Origin of the sequence: Streptomyces griseorubiginosus (assembly GCF_036345115.1) — a bacterium.
Lineage (GTDB): Bacteria > Actinomycetota > Actinomycetes > Streptomycetales > Streptomycetaceae > Streptomyces > Streptomyces griseorubiginosus_C.
Map to the genome: position 1 here is coordinate 2,232,277 of NZ_CP107766.1, position 22,196 is coordinate 2,254,472.

The 22,196-nt window shown below is 70.1% G+C and carries 15 protein-coding genes; 4 read left to right on the top strand and 11 right to left on the bottom strand.

The genetic code is table 11. The features are described 5' to 3' along the window. The first annotated feature begins 236 nt into the window (after positions 1-236). Positions 237-3,956, top strand: a complete 3,720-nt coding sequence (locus OHN19_RS10060) for a GH92 family glycosyl hydrolase (RefSeq protein WP_330269575.1) — start codon at positions 237-239, stop codon at positions 3,954-3,956. A gap of 20 nt (positions 3,957-3,976) precedes the next feature. Continuing rightward, positions 3,977-5,908: an alpha-glucuronidase gene (locus OHN19_RS10065; protein ID WP_330263857.1), complete on the top strand. Its 1,932-nt coding sequence runs from the start codon at positions 3,977-3,979 to the stop codon at positions 5,906-5,908. On the opposite strand, the gene OHN19_RS10070 is transcribed toward OHN19_RS10065, so the two are convergent. The 6 genes from OHN19_RS10070 to OHN19_RS10095 all read right to left on the bottom strand — a co-directional run bounded on the left by OHN19_RS10070 (position 5,902) and on the right by OHN19_RS10095 (position 12,585). Continuing rightward, positions 5,902-7,911, bottom strand: coding sequence for a beta-galactosidase (locus OHN19_RS10070; RefSeq protein ID WP_330263858.1), 2,010 nt, complete (start codon positions 7,909-7,911; stop codon positions 5,902-5,904). The genes OHN19_RS10065 and OHN19_RS10070 overlap by 7 nt on opposite strands. Next, complete coding sequence (locus tag OHN19_RS10075; protein ID WP_330263859.1) at positions 7,908-8,585, bottom strand: hypothetical protein; 678 nt, start codon at positions 8,583-8,585, stop codon at positions 7,908-7,910. Before OHN19_RS10075 ends, OHN19_RS10070 begins: the two co-directional genes overlap by 4 nt. Before the next feature lie 115 nt (positions 8,586-8,700). After that, positions 8,701-9,051, bottom strand: coding sequence for a hypothetical protein (locus OHN19_RS10080; RefSeq protein ID WP_330263860.1), 351 nt, complete (start codon positions 9,049-9,051; stop codon positions 8,701-8,703). Continuing rightward, entirely contained in the window at positions 9,048-10,703 is a 1,656-nt protein-coding gene (locus OHN19_RS10085) for an extracellular solute-binding protein (RefSeq protein WP_330263861.1), read from the bottom strand. Before OHN19_RS10085 ends, OHN19_RS10080 begins: the two co-directional genes overlap by 4 nt. 35 nt (positions 10,704-10,738) lie before the next feature. Next, positions 10,739-11,611 carry a carbohydrate ABC transporter permease gene (locus OHN19_RS10090; protein ID WP_330263862.1) on the bottom strand — a complete coding sequence of 291 codons (873 nt, stop codon included), beginning with the start codon at positions 11,609-11,611 and terminating at the stop codon, positions 10,739-10,741. Next, entirely contained in the window at positions 11,605-12,585 is a 981-nt protein-coding gene (locus OHN19_RS10095; protein ID WP_330263863.1) for an ABC transporter permease, read from the bottom strand. Before OHN19_RS10095 ends, OHN19_RS10090 begins: the two co-directional genes overlap by 7 nt. Positions 12,586-12,788: 203 nt before the next feature. Here OHN19_RS10095 and OHN19_RS10100 point away from each other — a divergent pair, with 203 nt between their 5' ends. Next, positions 12,789-13,793 (top strand): acetylxylan esterase, encoded by a 1,005-nt coding sequence (locus OHN19_RS10100; protein WP_330263864.1) that lies wholly within the window; start codon positions 12,789-12,791, stop codon positions 13,791-13,793. Here the strand turns inward: OHN19_RS10100 and OHN19_RS10105 are convergent. After that, a complete protein-coding gene (locus OHN19_RS10105) occupies positions 13,774-17,034 on the bottom strand; it encodes a GH92 family glycosyl hydrolase (protein WP_330263865.1) in 3,261 nt (1,086 codons plus the stop codon). The genes OHN19_RS10100 and OHN19_RS10105 overlap by 20 nt on opposite strands. Before the next feature lie 353 nt (positions 17,035-17,387). Further along, positions 17,388-18,452 (bottom strand): lytic polysaccharide monooxygenase auxiliary activity family 9 protein, encoded by a 1,065-nt coding sequence (locus OHN19_RS10110; RefSeq protein ID WP_330263866.1) that lies wholly within the window; start codon positions 18,450-18,452, stop codon positions 17,388-17,390. 254 nt (positions 18,453-18,706) lie between these two features. On the opposite strand from OHN19_RS10110, the gene OHN19_RS10115 reads away from it, so the two are divergent. Next, positions 18,707-19,300 carry a Uma2 family endonuclease gene (locus tag OHN19_RS10115; protein WP_330263867.1) on the top strand — a complete coding sequence of 198 codons (594 nt, stop codon included), beginning with the start codon at positions 18,707-18,709 and terminating at the stop codon, positions 19,298-19,300. A 19-nt stretch (positions 19,301-19,319) separates the two neighbouring features. Here the strand turns inward: OHN19_RS10115 and OHN19_RS10120 are convergent, their stop codons facing one another. From OHN19_RS10120 to OHN19_RS10130, 3 genes are all read right to left on the bottom strand, one after another. After that, positions 19,320-19,901 (bottom strand): HD domain-containing protein, encoded by a 582-nt coding sequence (locus OHN19_RS10120; protein WP_330263868.1) that lies wholly within the window; start codon positions 19,899-19,901, stop codon positions 19,320-19,322. Positions 19,902-20,053: 152 nt separating this feature from the next. Beyond that, the gene (locus OHN19_RS10125) at positions 20,054-21,616 is read right to left on the bottom strand and encodes a sensor histidine kinase (RefSeq protein WP_330263869.1); all 1,563 of its coding nucleotides are present in this window, start codon (positions 21,614-21,616) and stop codon (positions 20,054-20,056) included. Further along, the gene (locus tag OHN19_RS10130) at positions 21,613-21,900 is read right to left on the bottom strand and encodes a hypothetical protein (RefSeq protein WP_330263870.1); all 288 of its coding nucleotides are present in this window, start codon (positions 21,898-21,900) and stop codon (positions 21,613-21,615) included. Before OHN19_RS10130 ends, OHN19_RS10125 begins: the two co-directional genes overlap by 4 nt. Positions 21,901-22,196 lie beyond the last annotated feature (296 nt).

A 22,196-nucleotide genomic window follows, 5' to 3' on the forward strand; every position in this document is an offset into this window, starting at 1 on the left:
GACCTCGCGGAAATATGAGCGCCCTGTGCGAAGCTTGCCGGAAAAATCCGCGACATAGGCCTCGAATGCCACAGCCAACGCCCTTGACATCACTGTCCACTTGGGCCCCTACTGATCCTTGCACGGATTGCCTGACAACGTTGTCCATCCTTGTGCAGGGAGGGTACTCGCCCATGGCTCGGTACAGAACTCGGCTCAGACGGAGTACGGCGGTCGTGATCACGGCCGCCTTCTGCGTGACGGTCGGCTCCCAGGGCGCGGCCGTCGCCCTGCCCGCCGCCCCCGCCCCGGCCGACCAGGAGTTCCGCTCCTCCTTCGAGGCGGGCGAGCCGGCCCCCGACTGGATCAGCACCGTCGACGGCGGCCGGGCCTCCGGCGTCGACGGTGGCTACCGCACCGGCATCCCCGGCAATGTCACCGACCGGGTCACGGACGTCCGGGCGAGCGCCGAGAACGCCTCCGGCGGCGAGGTGAAGGAGAACCTCGCCGACAGCGAGCCGGGCACCAAGTGGCTGGCCTTCGCGTCCACCGGCTGGGCGGAGTTCGACCTGGACAAGCCGGTGAAGGCGGTCACCTACGCGCTGACCTCGGCCAACGACTTCGCCGAGCGCGACCCGAGGGACTGGATTCTCAAGGGATCCACGGACGGCAAGGACTGGAAGACCCTCGACACCCGCTCGGGTGAGACCTTCGCCGAACGGTTCCGGACGCAGTCGTACGACATCGCGGATCCGGCCGAATACCAGCACTTCCGGCTGGAGATCACGAAGAACAACGGCGCCTCCGGGATCCTCCAGCTCGCCGACCTCCAGCTCTCCACGGGCGGGAACGAGGGGCCGGTGCCCCCGGACATGCTCTCCCTCGTCGACCGCAGCCCGACCGGATCGCCCACCGCGAAGGCGGCCGCCGGATTCACCGGAAAGAAGGCCCTGCGTTACGCCGGACGGCACACGGCCGAGGGGCGGGCGTACTCGTACAACAAGATCTTCGACGTGAACGTGGCGGTCGACCGGCTCACCCGGCTGTCGTACCGGATCTACCCGTCGATGGTGGACGGCGACCGGGACTACGACTCGACCGACGTCTCGGTGGACCTGGCCTTCACCGACGGCACCTTCCTGAGCCGGCTCGGGGCGCGTGACCAGCACGGATTCACGCTCTCGCCGCAGGGGCAGGGCGCCTCGAAGGCGCTGTACGTCAACCAGTGGAACAACGTGGTCGCGCGGATCGGGTCGGTCGCGGCCGGGAAGACCGTCGACCGGATCCTGGTCGCCTACGACTCCCCCGGCGGGCCCGCGAAGTTCCGGGGCTGGCTGGACGACGTGACGCTGGAGCGGGCCGCGCCGGAGAAGCCGAAGGCGCATCTGTCGGACTACGCGCTCACCACCCGCGGCACCAACTCCAGCGGTGGCTTCTCGCGCGGCAACAACTTCCCGGCGACGGCCGTGCCGCACGGCTTCAACTTCTGGACGCCGGTGACCAACGCGTCCTCGCTGAGCTGGCTCTACGACTACGCACGCGCGAACAACGAGGACAACCTGCCGACGATCCAGGCGTTCAGCGCGAGCCACGAGCCGAGCCCGTGGATGGGCGACCGGCAGACGTTCCAGGTGATGCCGTCGGCCGCCGCCGGGACCCCGGACCTCGGACGGGAGGCGCGGGAGCTGGCGTTCCGGCACGAGAACGAGACCGCGCGGCCGTACTACTACGGGGTGCGGTTCGAGAACGGGCTGACGGCGGAGATGGCGCCGACGGACCACGCGGCGGTGCTCCGGTTCAGCTACCCGGGCGACGACGCGAGCGTCCTCTTCGACAACGTGACGGACCAGGCGGGGCTCACGCTCGACAAGGAGAGCGGGACCTTCACCGGCTACTCGGACGTGAAGTCCGGGCTGTCGGCGGGAGCGACCCGGCTGTTCGTGTACGGCGTGTTCGACAAGCCGGTGGTGGACGGGGCGTCCAGCGGGGTCAAGGGCTACCTGCGGTTCAACGACCGGACCGTCACCCTGCGCATCGCCACCTCCCTCATCAGCCTCGACCAGGCCAAGGACAACCTGCGCCAGGAGATCCCGGACGGCACGTCCTTCGACGACGTGAAGGGGGCCGCCCAGCGCGCCTGGGACCGGCTCCTCGGCAAGGTCGAGGTGGAGGGCGCCACCCAGGACCAGCTGACCACGCTGTACTCCAGCCTGTACCGGCTGTACCTGTACCCCAACTCCGGCTTCGAGAAGGTGGGTTCGAAGTACCAGTACGCCTCGCCGTTCTCCCCTATGCCGTCCCCCGACACCCCGACGCACACCGGGGCGAAGATCGTGGACGGCAAGGTGTACGTCAACAACGGCTTCTGGGACACCTATCGGACGACCTGGCCGGCGTACTCGCTGCTGACGCCCTCTCAGGCGGGCGAGATGGTCGACGGGTTCGTGCAGCAGTACAAGGACGGCGGCTGGACCTCCCGCTGGTCCTCCCCCGGCTACGCGGACCTGATGACCGGCACCTCCTCGGACGTGGCGTTCGCGGACGCATACGTCAAGGGCGTGGACTTCGACGCGAAGTCGGCGTACGACGCGGCCCTGAAGAACGCCACGGTCGCGCCCCCGTCCTCCGGTGTGGGCCGCAAGGGCATGACGACCTCGCCGTTCCTCGGCTACACCAGCACCGACACCCACGAGGGCCTGTCCTGGGCGCTGGAGGGCTACCTCAACGACTACGGCATCGCGCGGATGGGCCGGGCGCTGTACGCGAAGACGGGAGAGAAGCGCTACAAGGAGGAGTCGGAGTACTTCCTCAACCGGGCCCAGGACTACGTGAACCTCTTCGACGCGAGGGCGGGCTTCTTCCAGGGCCGCGACGCCGACGGCAAGTGGCGGGTGGATTCGTCGAGTTACGACCCTCGCGTGTGGGGCTACGACTACACCGAGACCAACGGCTGGGGATACGCCTTCACCGCCCCGCAGGACAGCCGGGGGCTCGCCAACCTGTACGGCGGGCGCTCCGGGCTGGCCGAGAAGCTGGACCAGTACTTCGCGACACCCGAAACGGCCTCGCCGGACTTCGTCGGCTCGTACGGCGGTGTCATCCATGAGATGACGGAGGCGCGGGACGTCCGGATGGGCATGTACGGCCATTCCAACCAGGTCGCTCACCACGTCACCTACATGTACGACGCGGCCGGTCAGCCCTGGAAGACGCAGAAGAACGTCCGCGAGGTGCTGTCCCGGCTGTACGTCGGCAGCGAGATCGGGCAGGGCTACCACGGTGACGAGGACAACGGCGAGCAGTCGGCCTGGTACCTGTTCTCGGCGCTGGGCTTCTACCCGCTGGTGATGGGCAGCGGCGAATACGCCGTCGGCTCCCCGCTGTTCACCAAGGCGACCGTGCATCTGGAGAACGGCCGGGACCTGGTGGTCAGGGCGCCCGAGAACAGCGCGCGGAACGTGTACGTGCAGGGTCTGAAGGTCAACGGCAAGCCGTGGACGTCGACTTCGCTCCCCCACTCGGTGCTGTCCAAGGGTGCCGTCCTGGACTTCGCCATGGGCCCGAAGCCGTCGAAGTGGGGCACGGGGAGGAACGCGGCCCCGGTGTCGATCACCCAGGACGACCAGGTGCCGACACCGCGTGCGGACGTGCTCTCCGGTGACGGGGCGCTGTTCGACAACACCTCGGCGACGGACGCGGCCGTGACCTCGGTCGACCTTCCGGTGTCCGGCGAGGTCAAGGGCGTCCAGTACACGGTGACCTCGTCGTCGGACCACACCAAGGCGCCGACCGGCTGGACGCTCCAGGGCTCGGCCGACGGCACCACGTGGAAGACCCTCGACCGGCGGTCCGCGGAGTCGTTCGCATGGGACCGGCAGACACGGGCGTTCACCGTGAGGTCTCCGGGTACGTACGGGAAGTACCGTCTGGTGCTCGACGGCGAGGCGGTCGTGTCGGAGGTCGAACTGCTCGCCTGAGCAACGGCGTTGGGGGTCCCATGCAGGGTGTCGATCCGGCCTGGCTGCCGGACGAGGCGTTCCGGCCGATCGGCACCCGGCGGACCCTGATCCGCGGCTCGGGTCCGCTGGTGGACACGGTCCGCGGGGAGGTGGCCCGGGCCTGTGCGCGGTTCGGGGGCGTGGTCGTCCAGGACGAACCCGACCTCGTGCTGGAGCTGACCGGCGACGACGCCGGCGAGGCGTTCACGTACGGTCGCCGTGACGGTTGTACGACCGTCACGGCGACCGGCGCGCGCGGCTTGCTGTACGGCCTCTTCCACGTCGTACGGCTCGGGGAGGCCGCCTTCCTCGAAGAGGCCGAACTCCAGGAGCACCGGCCCGCGTTGGCGCTGCGGATGCTCGACCACTGGGACAACGTGGCCGTGCACCCGGTCATGGGCCAGGTGGAGCGGGGGTACGCGGGCGGGTCGCTGTTCTGGGAGGACGGGCGGGCTCGCGGGGACCTGGAGCGGGTGCGGGCGTACGGCAGGCTGCTGGCGGCCTGCGGGATCAACGCGGTGGCGGTGAACAACGTCAACGTGCACGCCGTCGAGGCCCGGCTGCTGACCGACCGTCTTGAGGAAGTGGCCGACATCGCGGGCGCGTTGCGGCCGTACGGCATCCGCACGCATCTGTCGGTGACCTTCGCCGCGCCGGTCGTGCTGGGTGGGCTGGAGACGGCCGACCCCCTCGACGCCGAGGTGCGCGCGTGGTGGGCCGACGCGGCCGCGCGGGTCTACTCGCGGATCCCGGACTTCGGCGGGTTCGTCGTGAAGGCGGACTCGGAGGGGCAGCCGGGGCCGTTCGCGTACGGGCGCAGTCATGCGGACGGCGCGAACATGCTCGCCGCCGCCCTCGCCCCGCACGGCGGCACGGTCCACTGGCGGGCCTTCGTCTACGACCACCACCAGGACTGGCGGGACCGCACGACGGACCGGGCGCGGGCCGCGTACGACCATTTCGTGCCGCTGGACGGGGAGTTCGCGGACAACGCCGTCCTCCAGGTCAAGCACGGGCCGATGGACTTCCAGGTGCGGGAGCCGGTCTCACCGCTGATCGGGGCGATGCCGGGGACCCGGCTCGCGGTGGAGCTCCAGGTGACGCAGGAGTACACCGGTCAACAGCGGCATGTGTGCTGGCTGGGGCCGATGTGGAGCGAGGTGCTGCGGTTCGGGATCGCCGAGGGCTCCTCCGTGGGCGCGTCGGCACGGGGTGGGCTCGTCGCCGTGTCCAACGTCGGGGACGACCCGTTCTGGACGGGGCATCCACTGGCCCAGGCGAACCTGTACACGTTCGGCCGGCTGGCCTGGGAGCCGGGTGCCGATCCGTATGCCGTCCTCGATGACTGGATCCGGCTGAGCTACGGGCCGGGTCCCGCGGCGGGCCTGCGCTCCGTCCTGGACGGTTCGTGGCGGACGTACGAGAAGTACACCGCTCCCCTCGGTGTGGGGTTCATGGTCCAGCCGGGGCACCACTACGGGCCGGGTGTCGACGGCTACGAGTACAGCCCGTGGGGCACCTACCACTTCGCCGACCGCGACGGCGTGGGTGTGGATCGGAGCGTGGCGAGCGGGACGGGGTTCGCGGGGCAGTACGCCAAGCCGTGGGCCGAGGTGTACGAGTCGCCGGAGACCTGCCCGGACGAGCTGCTGCTGTTCTTCCACCACGTGTCGTACGGGCACATGCTGAAGAGCGGCAAGACGGTGATCCAGCACATCTACGACACACACTTCGAGGGCGTGGCGGAGGTGGAGGCGGCCCGGGAGGTGTGGGCCTCGCTGGCTCGGCTCGTGGACCCGGCGCGTCACGCGCGGGTGACGGAGCGGTTCGAGGAGCAGCTCCGGAGTGCCCGGGAGTGGCGCGATCAGGTCAACAGCTACTTCTTCCGGAAGTCGGGGGTGCCGGACGCGCGGGGGCGGGTCATCTACTGAAGCCGGAGCACGGCGACACCTCGCGGGTCGAGGACGAGCGGGGCGCCGGCCTCGGTCTGCTTCCCGGTGAGAAGATCGGTCGCCGTGGCGTGAGCCGTCAACTCGGTTGCTGCGTCTGTGTGGTTGAGGAGGAAGAGGAGTCGGGTGCCGTCGGGGGCGACGCGGGTCGCCGTCTCCAGCCCCTCGTGGTCGGCGTAGGGGCCGATGAGGTCGTGGCGGGACAGGACCCGGCGGACGACCTGGTCCACACCGGGCTGGTCGAGGGCGGTGGCGACGTACCAGCCCTCGCCCTGCCCGTAGCGGTGACGGGTCACCGCGGGCGTCCCCGCGTAGAAGTCCGTGCCGTAGCCGGCGACCGCCTCGGCGCCCGTCAGTTGGACGAGCTCGAAGACGAGGCGTGCCTGTGAGTCGAGTTCGGGGATCGGTTGGGTGAACTCCGCTTGCCGTGCGTCCCATTCGTCGACGCGGATGCCCATGAGGGGGGCGAGCGGGCCGGGGACGTCGGCGAGGAAGGCGCGGTCGTGTTCGTCGACGCGCCCGGAGAGGAAGGTGGCCAGGACCGTGCCGCCGTGCTCCGCCACCGCTTCCAGGCGGGCCGCGAGATCGCCCTTGACCATGTGCAGGGCGGGGGCGAGGACCACGTCGTAGGGGGTGAGGTCGGTGGTGTGCGGGACGACGTCCACGTCGGCGCCGGCCTCCCGGGCGGCCCGGTAGTAGGCGTGCACCACCTCCTGGTACTTGACCAGGCGGGAGGGGCCGTCGGATATCTCCAGGGCCCACCAGCTGTCCCAGTCGAAGATCAGCGCGGTGCGGGCCGGGGTGCGGGCGCCGAGGGAGGCGTCGCCGAGCAGCGCCAACTCCTCGCCCAGCGCGGCCACTTCCCGGAAGACCCGGGTGTCGTCACGGCCCGCGTGACCGATGACCGCCCCGTGGTACTTCTCGCAGGCTCCGCGGGAGGCGCGCAGCTGGAAGTAGAGGGCCGCGTCCGCGCCGTGGGCGATGGCCTGGTAGGTCGCCAGGCGCAACTCCCCCGGTCTGCGCAGGGGGTTGACGTCCCGGCAGGCCGTCGTGGAAGGGGTCTGCTCCATCAGCCAGAAGGGGGCGCCGTCCTTGAGGCCGCGCATCAGGTCGTGGGCCAGGGCCGCCCAGGTCGGCGGGGCGTCCAGGGGCGGGTAGCTGTCCCAGGACGCGAAGTCGAGGTGGGGTGCCCAGCGGTGGTAGTCGAGGGGGCGAAACATGCCCATGAAGTTGGTCGTGACGGGCGTGACCGGGTCGTGGGCGCGGATCACCTCCTTCTCGGCCAGGAAGCAGCCGAGCAGGGCGTCGGTGGTGAAGCGGAAGTAGTCGAGCGTGATGCCCTGGAAGGCGGTGTGGTCGGGGCCCCGCCAGTGCTCGGTGAGGGCGCTCGGCGGCTCGACCTCGGCGAAGTCGGTGTAGCGGTGCGACCAGAACGTCGTCCACCAGGCGTCGTTGAGGGCGTCGAGGGTCGCGTACTTGTCGCGCAGCCAGTCCCGGAAGGCGTCGGCGCACAGCTCGCAGTAACAGGCCCCGCCGTACTCGTTGTTGATGTGCCAGGCGAGCAACGCCGGGTGGTCCGCGTACCGTTCGGCCAGCCGTGCCGCCATCGCCGTGGCGAGTCGGCGGTACGCCGGTGAGCTGGGGCAGAAGTTGTGGCGCTGGCCGTGGCGATGGCGGCGGCCCTCGAAGTCGGTGCGGTTCACCTCGGGGTACCTCTTCGCGAGCCAGGGCGGCAGGGCGGCCGTCCCGGTCGCGAGGCACACCTGTCGGCCCTCGGCCGCCGCCCGGTCGAGGACGCGGTCGAGGACCGTGAAGTCGTAGGTGTCCTCGGCGGGTTGGGTGAGGGACCAGGAGAAGACGCCGACGGTGAGGGTGTCGATGCCGGCCCGGGTGAACAGCCGGTGGTCGTCGTCCCAGACCTCCTCCGGCCACTGTTCGGGGTTGTAGTCGCCGCCGTAGGGGATCTTGGAGTTCGACGGGGTCATGCGGTGAAGTCCTCCTGGGTCTCGGCGATCACCGGGCGGCTGCTGTGCAGCAGGGACAGCAGCAGCGGGGCGGCGAGCAGCGCGGGCAGGGCCTCGGTCAGTACGGCGGTCCCGGCGGCGGTCAGGACGAGCAGTGAGCCGGCGCCGAGGGTGGCCCTGCCGTGCCGGAGCAGGAAGTAGGCGGCGAGGCGGGCGGTGTCCCGGGCCCGGAAGGTGAACAGAGCGGTGAGGACGAGCGCGTGCGCGCCCCACAGGAGGGAGCCGGTGCCGACGACCGCGAGCAGCACCGCCCACCAGCCGGGCAGGCCGGTGGCCGGGAAGTGGGTGAGCGTGGACGCGATGACCGTGAGCCAGGCCAGCAGCGGGGTCCACAGCTTCAGCGCGGGTACGGCGTTGAGCCGCCAGCCCCGCCAGTAGGTCCGCGCCGGACGCAGGTCGGTCAGGTCGCGGTCGCGGTGGTGGAGGGCGTACAGCGCGGCGGCCGCGGCCGGGCCGAGGGGCAGCAGGCACACGGCGGCGAGCGGGAGGCCCGCGGGATCGGGACCGACGAGGAACAGCGCGGCCAGGCCCGGCGAGGCGGCGAGGAGCAGCAGCGCCTCGACGGTGACGAGGGTGTGGACGAGAGCGGCGGCCCGGGAGAGCGAACCCTGACCGAAGGTGGCGGGGGTGCTCAACGGGGCTCCTCTCCGGGCAGGCGGTGCTCGTCGGACCGCGGGAAGGTGACGGGGATGCTCGACGGGGCTCCCTCCCCGACACACGGTGCGACCCACCGGCAGGTGACCGGGGTGCTCAATGGGGCTCCCTTCCCAGCCGGCGGTGCTCGTCGGACCGCGGCCGGGTCTCGTGCGCGATCAGGCTCACCTCGACCGGAGTGACCTCGTGGCGGGCCGGCGTCAGGTCCGGTTGGGTGCGGTCGTCCTCGACCGGGGGCCGCGGGTGCCGTCGGCCGGGCTCGGCCGCTTGGAGTACGTCGGTCTCGTGCGGCCGAGGTGAGGGCGGGCTGCTCATCCGCTGCCGGGCGGTGCGGGCGTTGCCGTACTCCTCGCCGACCACGGACCCCCTCACGAACGCCTCCCGCGCGCCCGGCACCGGCACGGACAGGCGCGGCCGGTGCCGCTCGGCGGGGACGCGGAGGGTCACCCGTTCTCCTTCCTGAACCGTTCGTACGCCTTGTTGTGCAGATCGACGAGCTGCTGCATGTTCTTCGCCTTCAGCTCGGCGAGGTGCGCGTCCCAGTCGGACATCGGCCGTTTGCCGAGCACGAACTGGAGGGTGTTCTGGATGGCGGTGTCCTTGAGCGGGGTGTCCCAGAGGGTCGCCTGTTCCTGTTCGAAGGACTGGAGCGGGTGGGCCGAGTCGACGGGGAGTTCCTTGCGCTGGGACATGACGTCCTGGAATTTCCTCTCGTCGGGGCTGAAGTTGGAGGAGACCAGCTCCCAGCTGCCGCCGTAGGTGAACACTCCGTTGAAGAAGCCGAAGTCCTTCTGGAGGTCCTTGGGAGCGTCCGGGTCGGAGCCCATGAGGGAGATGCCGGGCTCCAGCGTGTACTTGCCGCCGGACTCGGTGTAAGTGACGCCCTTCACGCCCCACTTGCAGAACTTCTGGCCCTCGTCGGAGTACCAGAGCCAGTCCACGAACTGCATCATCGCGACGAAGGTGTCGCTCTTGAGGGCCTTGCTGGAGATCATGATGCCGTTCTCCAGTCGGATGCCGCTCAGCAGGATCGGTCCCGCCGGGCCGAGCGGCACCGGGACCATCTCGATCTTCGAGCCCTTGACCTGCTTGCCCAGGTTGTAGCGGTAGTTCTGCACCAGCTCCTGCGGGTTGGCGCTGATCACGTAGGACTTCTCGGCCAGCAGCTTCTGGATGGCCTGGTCGTCCTGCTGGGTGAAGGACTCCGGGTCGAGGAGCTTCTCGGCGACCATCTTCCTCAGGAACTCGACCATCGCGCGGTACGCGTCCTGTGCCGCGGTGAAGACGAACTTCTGCGTCTTGGTGTCGAAGCTGATGTTGTCGTACGTCCAGCCCGCCTTCACGCCGTACGACTGGCCCAGGTAGCTGAACAACGCCCCGCACGGGAAGGGGGTGTTGGTGCTCCAGCGGTCGGTCCACGGGTACTTGTCCGGGTACTCCGCCTTGAGCGCCTTGAGGACGTCGTACACCTCGTCCCAGGTCGTGGGCAGGGTGAGGCCGTGCTGGTCGAGGACGTCCGTGCGGAAGGACAGCGAGTAGCCGGACTTGGGCCGCTCGTGCAGACCGGGCAGCAGGTAGTACTTGCCGTCGGACTGGCGGATGGAGTCGAGCTCGGGCTCCAGCTTCCACTTCTTCACCTTGTCGCGGAAGTTGGGCATCAGGTGGACGTACTCGCTGACCGGCAGGATCGCGCCCGAGGACACGAAGGCGACCTCGCCGGGGTGGTAGGTCTTCGGGATGATGAAGGGCGCGTCGCCCGCGCCGATGAGGACGCTGCGCTTCTTCTCGTAGTCGGCGAGCGGCACGTCGAGCGGCTTGATGGTGACCCCGGTGCGCTTGGTGACCTCCTTCCAGAACAGCCAGCTGTTCTTGAGGGGGTAGACCGGGTTGTCGTTGTGCAGCATCGAGAAGGACAGCGCCTTGGCCGCCTTGAACTGCTGTCCGGCGCGGTAGTCCTTCATCGCGCCGTTCTGCTTCTTCGACAGGTCCTTGGAGTCGCCTCCGTCGTCACCGCTGCCGCAGCCGGTGAGGGTGGCGAGGCCGACGAAGCCGGCCGCGGCCAGGATCTGACGCCGTGACAGCTCTCCTGCGTTTGGCACGGGAACTCCCTTGTTCCGTAGGTGAGTTGCTGGGATCAGCCCTTGACCGCGCCGAGCATCACGCCCGAGACGAAGTAGCGCTGGACGAAGGGGTAGACACTGATGATCGGCAGCGCGGTGAGCACGATCGTGACCGCCTGGATGCTCGCGCCGACCTGGCTGAGCTCGGCCGTGGTGGCGCCCGCGTTGCCGCCTCCGGTGGCGCCCGCGATGAGGTTGCGCAGATAGACGGTGACCGGCATCAGGTCGGAGCGGTCCATGTAGAGGAACGCGCCGAACCACGAGTTCCAGAAGGACACCGTGTAGAAGAGCACCATGGTCGCGACGACCGCCTTGGACAGCGGCAGCACGATCCTGAGCAGGATGCCGTAGGTGCTCAGGCCGTCGATCTGCGCGGCCTCCTCCAGCTCGCTCGGCAGGCTCTCGAAGAAGGCCTTCATCACCAGCAGGTTGAAGACGCTGATCGCGTTGGGCAGCGCGATGGCCCAGACGCTGTTCTTCAGCCCGAGCTCGGTGACCAGGATGTAGTTGGGGATGAGGCCGCCGGTGAAGAACATCGTGAACACGGCGACGCCGACGAGCACTCCGCGTCCCCTGAGGTTCTTCTTGGACAGCACGTAGGCGTAACAGGTCGTGAGGACCATGGCCACGGCGGTCGACACGAGCGTGTAGAAGACGGTGTTGCCGTAGTTGCGCCAGAACATCGAGTCCTGGAACACGATCTTGTAGGTGGTGAGGTTGAACCCCTTGGGCCACAGGGTGACTTCACCGGCCCGGATCTGGCGTTCCCCGCTGAACGACCGGGCGACGATGTTGACGAAGGGGTACAGGGTGACGACCACGACGAGGGTGAGGATCACCCCGTTGACGCCCTGGAAGACCCGGTAGGAACGGCTCGGCTTCACCACAGGCTGGTCCCCACTGTGCGGCGCGAGAGGGTGTTGGCGGACGTGATCAGGACCAGGCCGATGACCGCCTCGAACAGCCCGATGGCGGCCGCGTAGCTGAAGCTGTTGGACTCGACACCCGTGCGGTACACGTACGTCGAGATCACGTCGGCGGTCGGATAGGTCAGCGGGTTGTACAGCAGCAGGACCTTCTCGAAGCCGACCGCCATGAAGGTGCCGATGTTGAGGATCAGCAGCGTGATCATGGTGGGGCGGATGCCGGGCAGGGTGACGTGCCAGATCTGCTGCCAGCGGTTGGCGCCGTCGATGCGCGCGGCCTCGTACAGGTCCTCGTCGATGGTGGTGAGCGCGGCGAGGTAGAGGATCGTGCCCCAGCCGGCGGTCTGCCAGATCTCGGAGCCGACGTAGATCGTGCGGAACCAGCCGGGTTCCTGGATGAAGCGGACCTCGTCGTGGCCGAGCCAGCCGAGGGCGTGGTTGACGGGGCCGTCGGTGGCGAGCATCTGGAGGGTGAGGCCCGCGACGATCACGATCGACAGGAAGTGCGGGAGGTACGACACCGACTGGACGAACCGTTTCAGCGAACGTCGGCGGACCTCGTTCAGCAGGAGGGCGAGGACGATCGGGATCGGGAAGCAGAACACGAGGGTGAGTCCGCCGAGCCACAGGGTGTTGCGGAACACCTGCCAGAAGGTCGGGTCGCTGAGGAACATGCGCACATAGCGCAGGCCCACCCAGTCCTCGCCGAACATCGAACCGCCGGGCTCGAAGCGCCGGAAGGCGATCACGTTGCCGATCATCGGCAGATAGCGGAAGACCAGGAAGAACAGCAGTGGCAGAACGGCCAGCGAGTACAGCTGCCAGTCCCGGCGCAGGCTTCGGCGCCAGCCGCCGCGCGGCGCCGGCCGGAGCGTCGGGGTCGGTGGGTCCTCGACGCTGGGGGGCGGAGCGGCCGACTTGGTGGAGGTGCTCACGCTCGGTCCTCTCAGGCGGGGGGCGGAACCGAAACTTTCGAGCTCTTACCGGTAACTTCGCGGCAACTTAGAGCCACGGAGAAAGCGCTGTCAATGGGTCAGGCAGGAGATACCTGGGACAGGAGTGGGGTAGGAACGGGGAGACCAAGTCCCGGCGCCCTCCGCAAGTTTCACTGCTTTGACCGACTCATGCGAGGTGTCCTGTGCCTGCGTTCGACCTGCCGCCGAAGGAGCTGGAGCGCTACCGCCCGGATGTCCGGGAACCCCCGGATTTCGACGAGTTCTGGCGTGACACCCTGAAGGAGGCGGCGGACCCGGACGTGTTGGTGTCGGTGCGCCCGGTCCAGAGCGGGCTACGGCTCACGGACACCTGGGACGTGACCTTCCGCGGCTTCGCCGGTGATCCGGTCCGTGCCTGGTACAGCAGACCGGCGGGAGTGCGCCCGGCGCTGCCCGCGGTGGTCGAGTACGCCGGTTACGGCCGTGGCCGCGGCCTCCCGCACGAGCGGCTGACCTGGGTGAACGCCGGGTACGCGCACCTGCTGATGGACAACCGCGGCCAGGGCGACCAGTACGGCAACGGCGGCGCGACCCCCGACCCGCACGCCTCGGCACCGGGCGGACCGGGCCCGGCGGCCCGGGGGCTGCTCGACCCGCGCGACTACCACTACCGGCGCCTGATCACGGACGCGGTGCGCGCGGTGACGGCGGTGCGGGCCCTGCCGGGTGTGGACGGGGGACGGGTCGCGACCGTCGGCAACAGCCAGGGCGGCGGGCTGGCGCTGGCCGTCGCGGGACTGGTACCGGACCTGGCGGCGGTCCTGGTCACCGCGCCGTTCCTGTGCGGCATCCGGCGCGCACTGGACCTCACCGACGCGAGCCCGTACGGCGAGATCAGCGCCTACCTGTCCGTGCACCGGGGCAAGGAGGAGGCCGCGTACCGCACGCTCTCGTACGTGGAGGGCATCTCCTTCGCCCACCGCGCCGCCGCCCCGGCCCACTTCGGGGTGGGCCTGCGCGACACGGTGTGCCCGCCGAGCGGGGCGTACGCGGCCTTCCACCACTACGGCGAACAGACCGGCGCGGACCCCCGCAAGGAGATCCACGCCTATCCGTACAACGGCCACGAGGGCGGCGACGCGGTGCACGTACGACGCCAACTCGACTGGCTGGCCGAGGTGTTCGACGTCAGTCAGTGGCCAGGGTGAACACGTGCAGGTCGGTGTTGTCCGGCAGCCGCACGCTCGCGATCCTCTTGCCGTCCGGTGCGGTGAACGGCTTCGTGGCGAAGACGTACGTCGCCACCGGGTCCCGGTCCGCGCCCGCCACGTTGCGATAGGCGGCGCGGGCGACGACCTCGTTGCCGTACTGAACGGTGCCGCCCCCTCCCCCGACGGTCCAGTCGGTGAAGGCGAGCTCGACCGTGCCGGTGCTGCCGTCGGTGTAGGTGACGGTGGCCTCGGTGCGCTGGTCGCCGTTCACCGCACTGCCGACGAAGGACAACCGGCTTGCAGGGTTGGTCAGTTGGATGGTCTGACCGGAGCCCGTGGCGTTGTCGGGCCGCCCGTCCGGTGAGTTCGGCCAGGTGAAGCTCAGGCCGGCGACCGTGCCCTGCGCGCCCGGGGTGAGTCCGGCCGCCTCCAGGGCCTGGCGGGAGTAGCTCCAGCCGCCGCCGTCGTAGTCGGCCTCGTCGTGGTCGCCGGAGTCGTCGGAGATCCCGGTGTTGTCGTAGGCGGCGAGGAGGGTGCCGGGCGCGGCGACCGTGAGGGACACGGGCTGTTCGTAGGAGGTGCCGTCCGAACTCACCGTGATCCTGGCGTCGTAGAAGCCCTGCGGGGAGCCCTCGTCGGCACTGAGGGAGATCTCCTGGGAGCCGTCGACGACCGTGCCCTCGGCGGGAGTTGCCTTGATGCCCTCGGGTGCCTCCACCTGGAAGCGGACCGCGGGGCCCGTGCCGTCGCCGCTCAGCGAGAGCGCGCGGACCCCGACCTTCGTGCTGCCGCCCGGCGGGATCGTCGCCGTGGTCGGGCCGACGCCGATCTGGTACGGCTGCTCGCCCTCCCGGAAGGACGGCGGGACCGACGAGGCGCCCCAGGCCGGGTCGGGTGTGCCGGAGAGGGTGAAGTCGAGCCGGCCGCCGTCCCGGACGAAGGAGGCCGGGAGCCAAGGGGCGTCGCTGGTACGGTCGTTGACCCTCAGCGAGTGGACGTACGGGGAGTCGGCGGCCGCGCCCTCGGCGCGGACGGAGATGTGGTTGCCGGTGGGCCGGGTGATCTCGATGAGTGGGAACAGCGGTGAGGCCAGGACCAGTTCGGACCTCGACGGCACCTGGGGATACATGCCGAGCGCGGAGAAGACGTACCAGGAGGACATCGCGCCGAGGTCGTCGTTGCCCGGGATGCCGCCCGGTCGGGTCGACCAGAGCTGCCGCATGGCGGCCCGGACGGTCTCCTGGGTCCTGTAGGGGGCGCCGGCGTAGGCGTACAGGTAGGGGACGTTGATCGACGGCTCGTTGTCCAGCTCGGACTTCTCGCCGCCGTTGCCGGTGAAGGCCCAGTCGCCCTTGTCGTCGTGGAAGAAGGCGTCCAGGCGGGCCAGGGCCTTGTCGCGGCCACCCATCGCGGCGAACAGGCCCGCGGGGTCGTGCTGGACCATCCAGGTGTACTGGGCCGCCGTACCCTCGACGAAGCCGTTGCCGGTGGCCGGGGTGAAGCCGGTGACCCAGCTGCCGTCCGCCTTGCGGTTGGCGATGTAGCCGCCGCTCGGGTCGGCGGCGATGTTGAAGGTGTTCTGCCAGTACTGGGAGCGCCGGGCGAAGGCCGCCGCCGTGCTCTTCTCCCCGGCCGCGCGGGCCAGCCGGGAGAGCGCGAAGTCGGCGCCGGACATCTCCAGGGTCTCGGCGGCGCCGCCCCAGGCGTTGGAGACGGACGGCATGTAGTGCAGCTTCAAGTACTTGTCCAGGGACGGGCGTTGGCCGACGGAGAGGACGGGCTTGCCGGCGGACGACAGGTCCTGCTCGGTGGGGACCGTCGCGGCCTTCACCAGGGAGTCCAGTGCGCCGCGCAGGTCGAAGTCGGTACCGCCGAAGGCGTGGATGCCGGCCAGGGCGATGGGTGAGGGGTCGCCGTTCATGACGTGGGTGCCGCTCGCGCCGTGCAGCCAGCGGTCCCAGAGACCGCCGTTCTGCCGGGCCAGTTCGTACAGGGACTGCGCCACGTCCGAGCCGGTCCGCGGGTCGAGCAGGGTCAGCAGCTGCACCTGGCCGCGGTAGACGTCCCAGCCGGAGAAGGTGCCGTACTGGGCACGGTGGCCGCGGGCGACTCTGTGCACCTTGTCGTCGCTGCCCCGGTATGCGCCGTCGGCGTCACTGATGACGTTGGGGTGGAGCAGGGCGTGGTAGAGCGCGGTGTAGAAGGTGGTGCGCTCGTCGTCGGTGCCGCCGCCGACCCGGATCGCCCGCAGCCGGTCGCGCCAGGCACGGGCGGCCGCGTCGCGGACCGAGTCGAAGGAGCGCCGGGGCGGGTTCTCGGCGGCGAGGTTGGCCTCGGCGCCCGCTCGGCTGACGTAGGAGATCCCGATCCGGACACCGACCTGTTCGGTGCCGGGCGCGAACCGGACGTATCCGCCCGCCCCCTTGCCGACGACGGGCCGCCCGCCCTGGGAGAAGCCGCCCGTGCCGCCGGACGCCGTGAGGGACCCGGGGCTGAGCTTCTCGTCCTGCCAGGTGCCGGTGGCGACGAAGGGCTGGTCGAAGTGGGCCGTGAAGTGGAGGGTGTAGTAGGCGCGTTGCCCCTCCGGGTCCAGGTAGCCGCAGAAGTTGCCGGAGGTCACGGAGCCGGAGACGGTCCGGGTCGCCGGGTCGATCTCTACGGTCGAATCCGTCGAGCCCACCTCGGAGTTGGCCGTGCGGAACAGCAGCGAGGCGGGCTTGTCGGCCGGGTAGGTGAAGCGGGCCGAGCCGGTGCGGGCGGTGGCGGTGAGGTCGGCGGTGACGCCGGAGGCGAGGCCGACCTTGTAGTGGCCGGGCTCGGCCGTCTCGTCGGCGTGGCTGAAGTCGGCCGCGTACACCGCGTCCTTGGTGTCGCTCGCCGGGGACGAGGTGACCTCCCCGGCGAACGGGAGGAGCGGGATGTCGCCGCTGCCGCCCGCGCAGCCCGTGCCGGACATGTGCGTGAGGCTGAAGCCGCGGATGCGGGTGGCGTCGTACAGGTAACCCCCGGGCGCGGCGGTTCTGGTGGCGTCGCCGCGGGTGTTCTCGGGGCTGAAGGAGAACATGCCGAACGGGGTGACGGCGCCCGGGAAGACGTTGCCGCCGTTCGCCGTGCCGATGAGCGGGTCGACGTAGGCGGTGGGGTCGTCGACGAGACCGGGGGGTGCACTCAGGGCGGGGGTGGCTCCGGTGACCGCGAGTACGGTCGCCAGCAGCAGGGACGTGGGACGGAAACGCATGACGCGGCCCCTCCTCCTTCGGACGGGTCGCGCACCACAGGTCGCACAAGCCGCAGGGACAGTAACGTGCGCCACGCGTATCACGGAAGGGTGCGTGCGCCGGAAGGGACGCGCGACGGTCTCACCCGGCCGGTCCAGCCTCTTCTCCCCAACTTATTTGACATCGTTGTCCGTTGAGGCGGTAGAGTCTTGTACAGACCACTCGACAACGTTGTCGCGCGTCGCGTCGTCACAAGCCATGCACCATCCGCGTCGGCCACCCACCCCCCTCGTGCCGACCCGGCTCGCGGACCCGGTGGCGCACAGCCCCACCGGGTCCGCCCTGAGCGGTTCTCGCGCGTGCTGACAGTGGCTCAGCCGACCCGGCAGGGAAGGCTCGTGGCCGTGTCACCGCCGGAGCCCGTCACGACGTAGCCGAACGTCGTGCTCTGCCCCGGACTCAACGAGCCGTTCCAGTTGGCGTTGTGGACCATCACGCCCTGGCCGGTGTAGGTGGCGTTGCCGTTCCAGAGGCTGTCCACCTTCTGGCCGCTCGGCAGGGTCCAGTCGACCATCCAGCCCAGCATCGGCACGTCACCGGAGTTGGTGACGGTGACCTCGGACTGGTAGCCGCCGCTCCAACTGCCGGTGGTCTTACGGGTGGCCGTGCAGGTGCCGGGCACCGGCTCGGTCGGGTTGCCGGGCTCGTGGATGCCGGTGACCTCGCCGTTGCCGCCGTCGAAGACGACGTCGGAGCAGGAGTAGAAGGTCTCCGCGCTGTCCGAGCGCTGCCAGACCATGTAGATGATGTGGCGGCCGGACTTGTTCGCCGGAAGCTGCCCCGTCCAGGAGTAGTTGGCCTCGACCGTGCCCGGGCTGCCGTTGAGCGGCGGGTGGTCGACGGAGAGGAAGGGCTGGGCCTCCATGTCGTCCCAGGTGAGGGTCTTCTTCGGGTCGAAGCCGTCCTTGGTGACATAGACGTAGAACCAACCCGGGTGCGCGGCCCAGGCGTTGTAGGAGAAGTCGACGGTCCTGCCCGCGGTGAGGTGGGTGAGCGGCCAGTCGTCGCGCGGGGCGTTGAACCCGGTGAAGTTGGTGTTGCCGCCACTGCACAGCTGGCCGTCCGGGACGAAACCGCGGGTGCGGCCGGCGCCGTCGGAGCGCAGCACGGAGAACCAGTTGTAGAACGGCGTGGTGCCGCTGACCTGCTGGGCGTTCCGGCAGGCGGGGTTGACCGGTTTGATCTCACCGGTGTCGGTCAGGGCGTCCTGCCAGCACAGGAAGGTGCGGCTGGCGGGTTTCATGGGGGTGCCGTGGGCCTCGGCCTCGCCGCCCGCCGTGAGGACGAGGCTCAGGGCGGGGATGGTGGCGAGCAGGGAGACGAGGACCAGGAAGAGGGCTCTGGGGCGGGTCACCCTCGATAACTTTGTCAGGATCATGACAGTCCAGTCCGTTCCTTGAGGTACGGGCCGTGCGGGTGTGGGGTTGGGGTGGGGTGGGGACGTGCACGCGGGCGGGTTCCGGTCCGTCCGCATGGGAGCGCTCCCACCCCACTTCTGCGGAAGGTAGCGGGATGTGGGGCAGATGTAAACGGGGGGCGGTGGGGTCAATGGCGTGGTGTGGGGTCGCCGGTTCGGGGGGCGCTGTTCCGTACGGGGTCGCGCGCGCGTGGTCGGCGTCCAGACTGAGGTGCATGGGAGCGCGCGTGGCCACCACGGAGACCTGGATGCTCACTCCGGTCGAGGGCTGGGACTTCGACCAGGTCAGGGAGGTGGAGTTGCCCTTCGACTGGGAGCTGGTCGACGGTGTGATCGCGCCGCGCGGGCGAGTCGCGCTGTGGCACAACCATGTGCGGGGTGGGTTGGCGGGCGTGCTGAGCACCACCGAGACCGGGGCGTATCGAGTGGTGAGCGGTCAGGCTGTCGTGGTCGGCGCCCGTAACGTCGTACGGCCCCATCTGATCGTCTTCGACCTTCGAGGACTGGATCCGTTCGCGATCGAGTGCGTCCCGGTCGAGAGGCTCGCCCTGGTGGTCGAAATCGTGTCCCCCACCTCCCGCCAGGACGACCGGGTGCGCAAGCCGGCGCTCTTCGCCGCGCACAAGGTGCCGTACTACTGGCGGGTCGAACTGGACCGGGACCAGAAGCTCGCGGTGCACGAGTACTGGCTGAACGCCGACACCCTCGCCTACTTCCCCGCGCCGTCCCACCCGGTGCACCACGACAAGCTGGTCACCGAGCTGCCGTTCCCCGTCGAGGTCGATCTCGAGGCGCTGGTCGGTTTCTGAGCCGGGGGCTCGGTGGCGGTCACACCGGGTGAGCCGCCTGGAAGGCGAGTCGTTCCTCCGCGTCTTCCCCTACGGCCGTCAGCGCGTCGTCGAACTCCAGGAACTCCTCCCACACCGTCCGCCCGCTCGCCTCGGCCAGCCTCCTGACCACGAGGTCCTCCAGCTCCGGGACCCGCTTGTTCTTCCAGATCTTGTCGGCGACGCTCACCAGCAGGTCCTCGAGGCCGATGTCCGGGAGGGTCCAGGTCGCGTGGGTGGCGGCGAAGCGGGCCAGGTGCGGGGGGATGCCGTGGGCGAGGAGGAGGTCCTGGCCGGCGTTCTCGTGTGCGGAGCCGGGGCCGGAGAGTTCGGCGACGTGCGTCGTCTTGCCGATGTCGTGCGTGGCGGCGCCGAACAGGACCGCCTCGCGGTCGAGCGGGAGCGCGGGGTGCTGTTGTGCCAGCCAGTCCGTGAGCCGGTACGCCACGTCGTGGACCAGTCGCAGGTGGGCCACCAGGCGCGGCGGGGCGTCGAGGGTGCGGAGGAGACGGGCGGCTGTGTCGGGGAGGGGGCGGGGGCCGGGGGCGTGGAGGGCTCGGTGGAGGGGGGCGGGGGTGGTCACGGAGTCAGGGTAGGGGTGGAGGCTGTAGTTGGGGCGGCGCCTCTGGGGTCTCGACTGCGGGGGCCGTGGCGGTGGTGTGGCACGGTCGACTTTGTCGCCGCCCCGATGGTCCTTGCGTCACAGGGGTGTTCATGGGGAGCACAGTGGCCCCGCTAAGTGCACTGCACCGGCGTCGGCTTTTCTGGGACCGCTCGCTCCTCCGCCCCGGCCCCGGCCTTCCGCGCCGCCGGGAGTTCGATCGTGAACTCCGTTCGGCCCGGGGTGCTTTTCACGCTGATGTGGCCTCCGTGTGCTCCGGTGATCGCTGCCGCGACGGCCAGGCCGAGCCCCGAGCCGCCGGACCTCGCGTCGGCCCGTGAGCGGGAGGTGTCCGCGCGGGTGAAGCGGTCGAAGACGGTGGGGAGGAGGGTCGGGGGGATGCCGGGGCCGTCGTCGCGGACCCGGATCACTCGACGGGTACCGGTGGACTCCACCGAGGCGACCACTCGCGTACCGGCCGGTGTGTGCATCCGTGCGTTGGACAGGAGGCCTGCCACCACCTGGTGCAGGCGGGTCTCGTCGCCGGTCACCAACGCCGGGGCCTCCAGGCTCAGTTCGAGCTGCCAGTCGTGGTCGTCGGCTGCCGCTCGCGCCTCCCACACCGCCTCGGCGACCACTGCCGCCAGGTCCACCTCACCGGAGTGCAGGGGCCGGCCCTCGTCGAGGCGGGCGAGCAGGAGGAGGTCCTCCACCAGGCCGGTCATTCGGGCGGACTCCGCCGAGACGCGCCGCCAGGCCAGGACCGGCTCGACGCGGGCGGTGCCGCGGTTCATCAGCTCGGCGTATCCGGCGATCGAGGCGAGGGGTGTACGGAGTTCGTGGCCGGCGTCGGCCAGGAAGCGCCGCATGCGTTCTTCGCTGTGCCGCATGCGTTCTTCGGTGCGCTGCACGTGCTCCTCGCCGCGTCGGTGTTCGGCGAGGGAGGACTCCACCTGGTCGAGGAGACGGTTGAGCGCGGCGCCGACCTGGCCGGTCTCGCTGTCGGGGTCGGTGTCGCGTGCGGGTACCCGGGTCAGGGCGGTGATCTCGCCGGGTCCGAGCGGGGCACGGTTCACCTGGGCTGCGGTGGCGGCGACCCTGCCGAGGGGGCGCAGTTGTCGTCGTATGACCACCGCGCAAACGGAGCCGGCGGCGGCCAGCCCGGCCACGACGACCCCTGTCTCGATCAGCACGAGTCCGCCGATCAGGTCCTGGACGTCGTCCAGGGGCAGGCCGGCGAGGACCCCGACGTCTCCGTCCACGAGGACGGTGACCCGATAGGTGCCGAGACCGGGCACGGTACGGGTGTGCATCGCGCCGTCGGCCCGGAGGCCTGCCAGGGCTGTGCGCTGCTCGGTGCGGAGGGCCTGGGGAGGGGCGTCCTGGGCGACGACGGCCGCGAAGACGACGGCGTCCTTCTCGTCCAGCCGCGCCGAGAGCATTCCGGCGGGCTGTCCCGCTTCCCTCAGGAAGGTCAGGTCGTCCTCGAGTTCCGGGTGCAACGAGGCCCCGCCCAGGGCCCGTTCGGCGGTGGCGCGGACGCGGTCGTCCATGTCTCCCATCAGATAGGCGCGTTGGAAGAGCGTGGCGACCAGGACCGTCACCGCGCAGACGACGACCAGGGTGACGCTGACGAGGACGAGCAGACGGGCGCGGAGGGACCGGGTACGCGTCCTCGCGCTCGCGCGGCGGGTCATCTGCCGTCCCCCGCGGTCCTGTTGGGGTAGCCGGGAACGCGTACGGCGTGGATCGTCCGTGCCCGTCCCCGGTCGGTCTTCCGGCGCGGACCGGAGAGGTGGATCTCGGCGAGGTCGGCGCCACCGGCGGTGAGCATGAGGGCGGGCAGCTCGGGAGTCTCGTAGCGCGGCCGGCGCAGCACCTGGATGCCGTCCAGAAGGACGGCGTGCGGGGCGCGGCGGTGCGCCTCGCGCAGCGCGCTCTGCCGCACGCGGCCGGTGCGTGGTCCGGTGGTGGCTGTCATATCCGGATTCTGTCCCGGTTGTCTGGGGGAACCCTGTGTTCCGACTGAGCCGCAACCGTGGGAAAACGGCCGTCCACCAGGCACGACCGGGGCTCTCTGACACCCTGAGGGAGGAGCAACCGCCGTGACCGAAGGGGGCGTTGTCACGCATCGGCCACTGGTTTCCCTTGAGCGGGCTGTGACTCGGCACCCAGGCTGATCGGCGGCTAGGCGACCTGCCCTGGAGGGGGCGGCACAGCGCGGCTGGGTGTGAGCCCGCACGGCGAAGGGCCGCGTCCCGGGTGTCCGGGGACGCG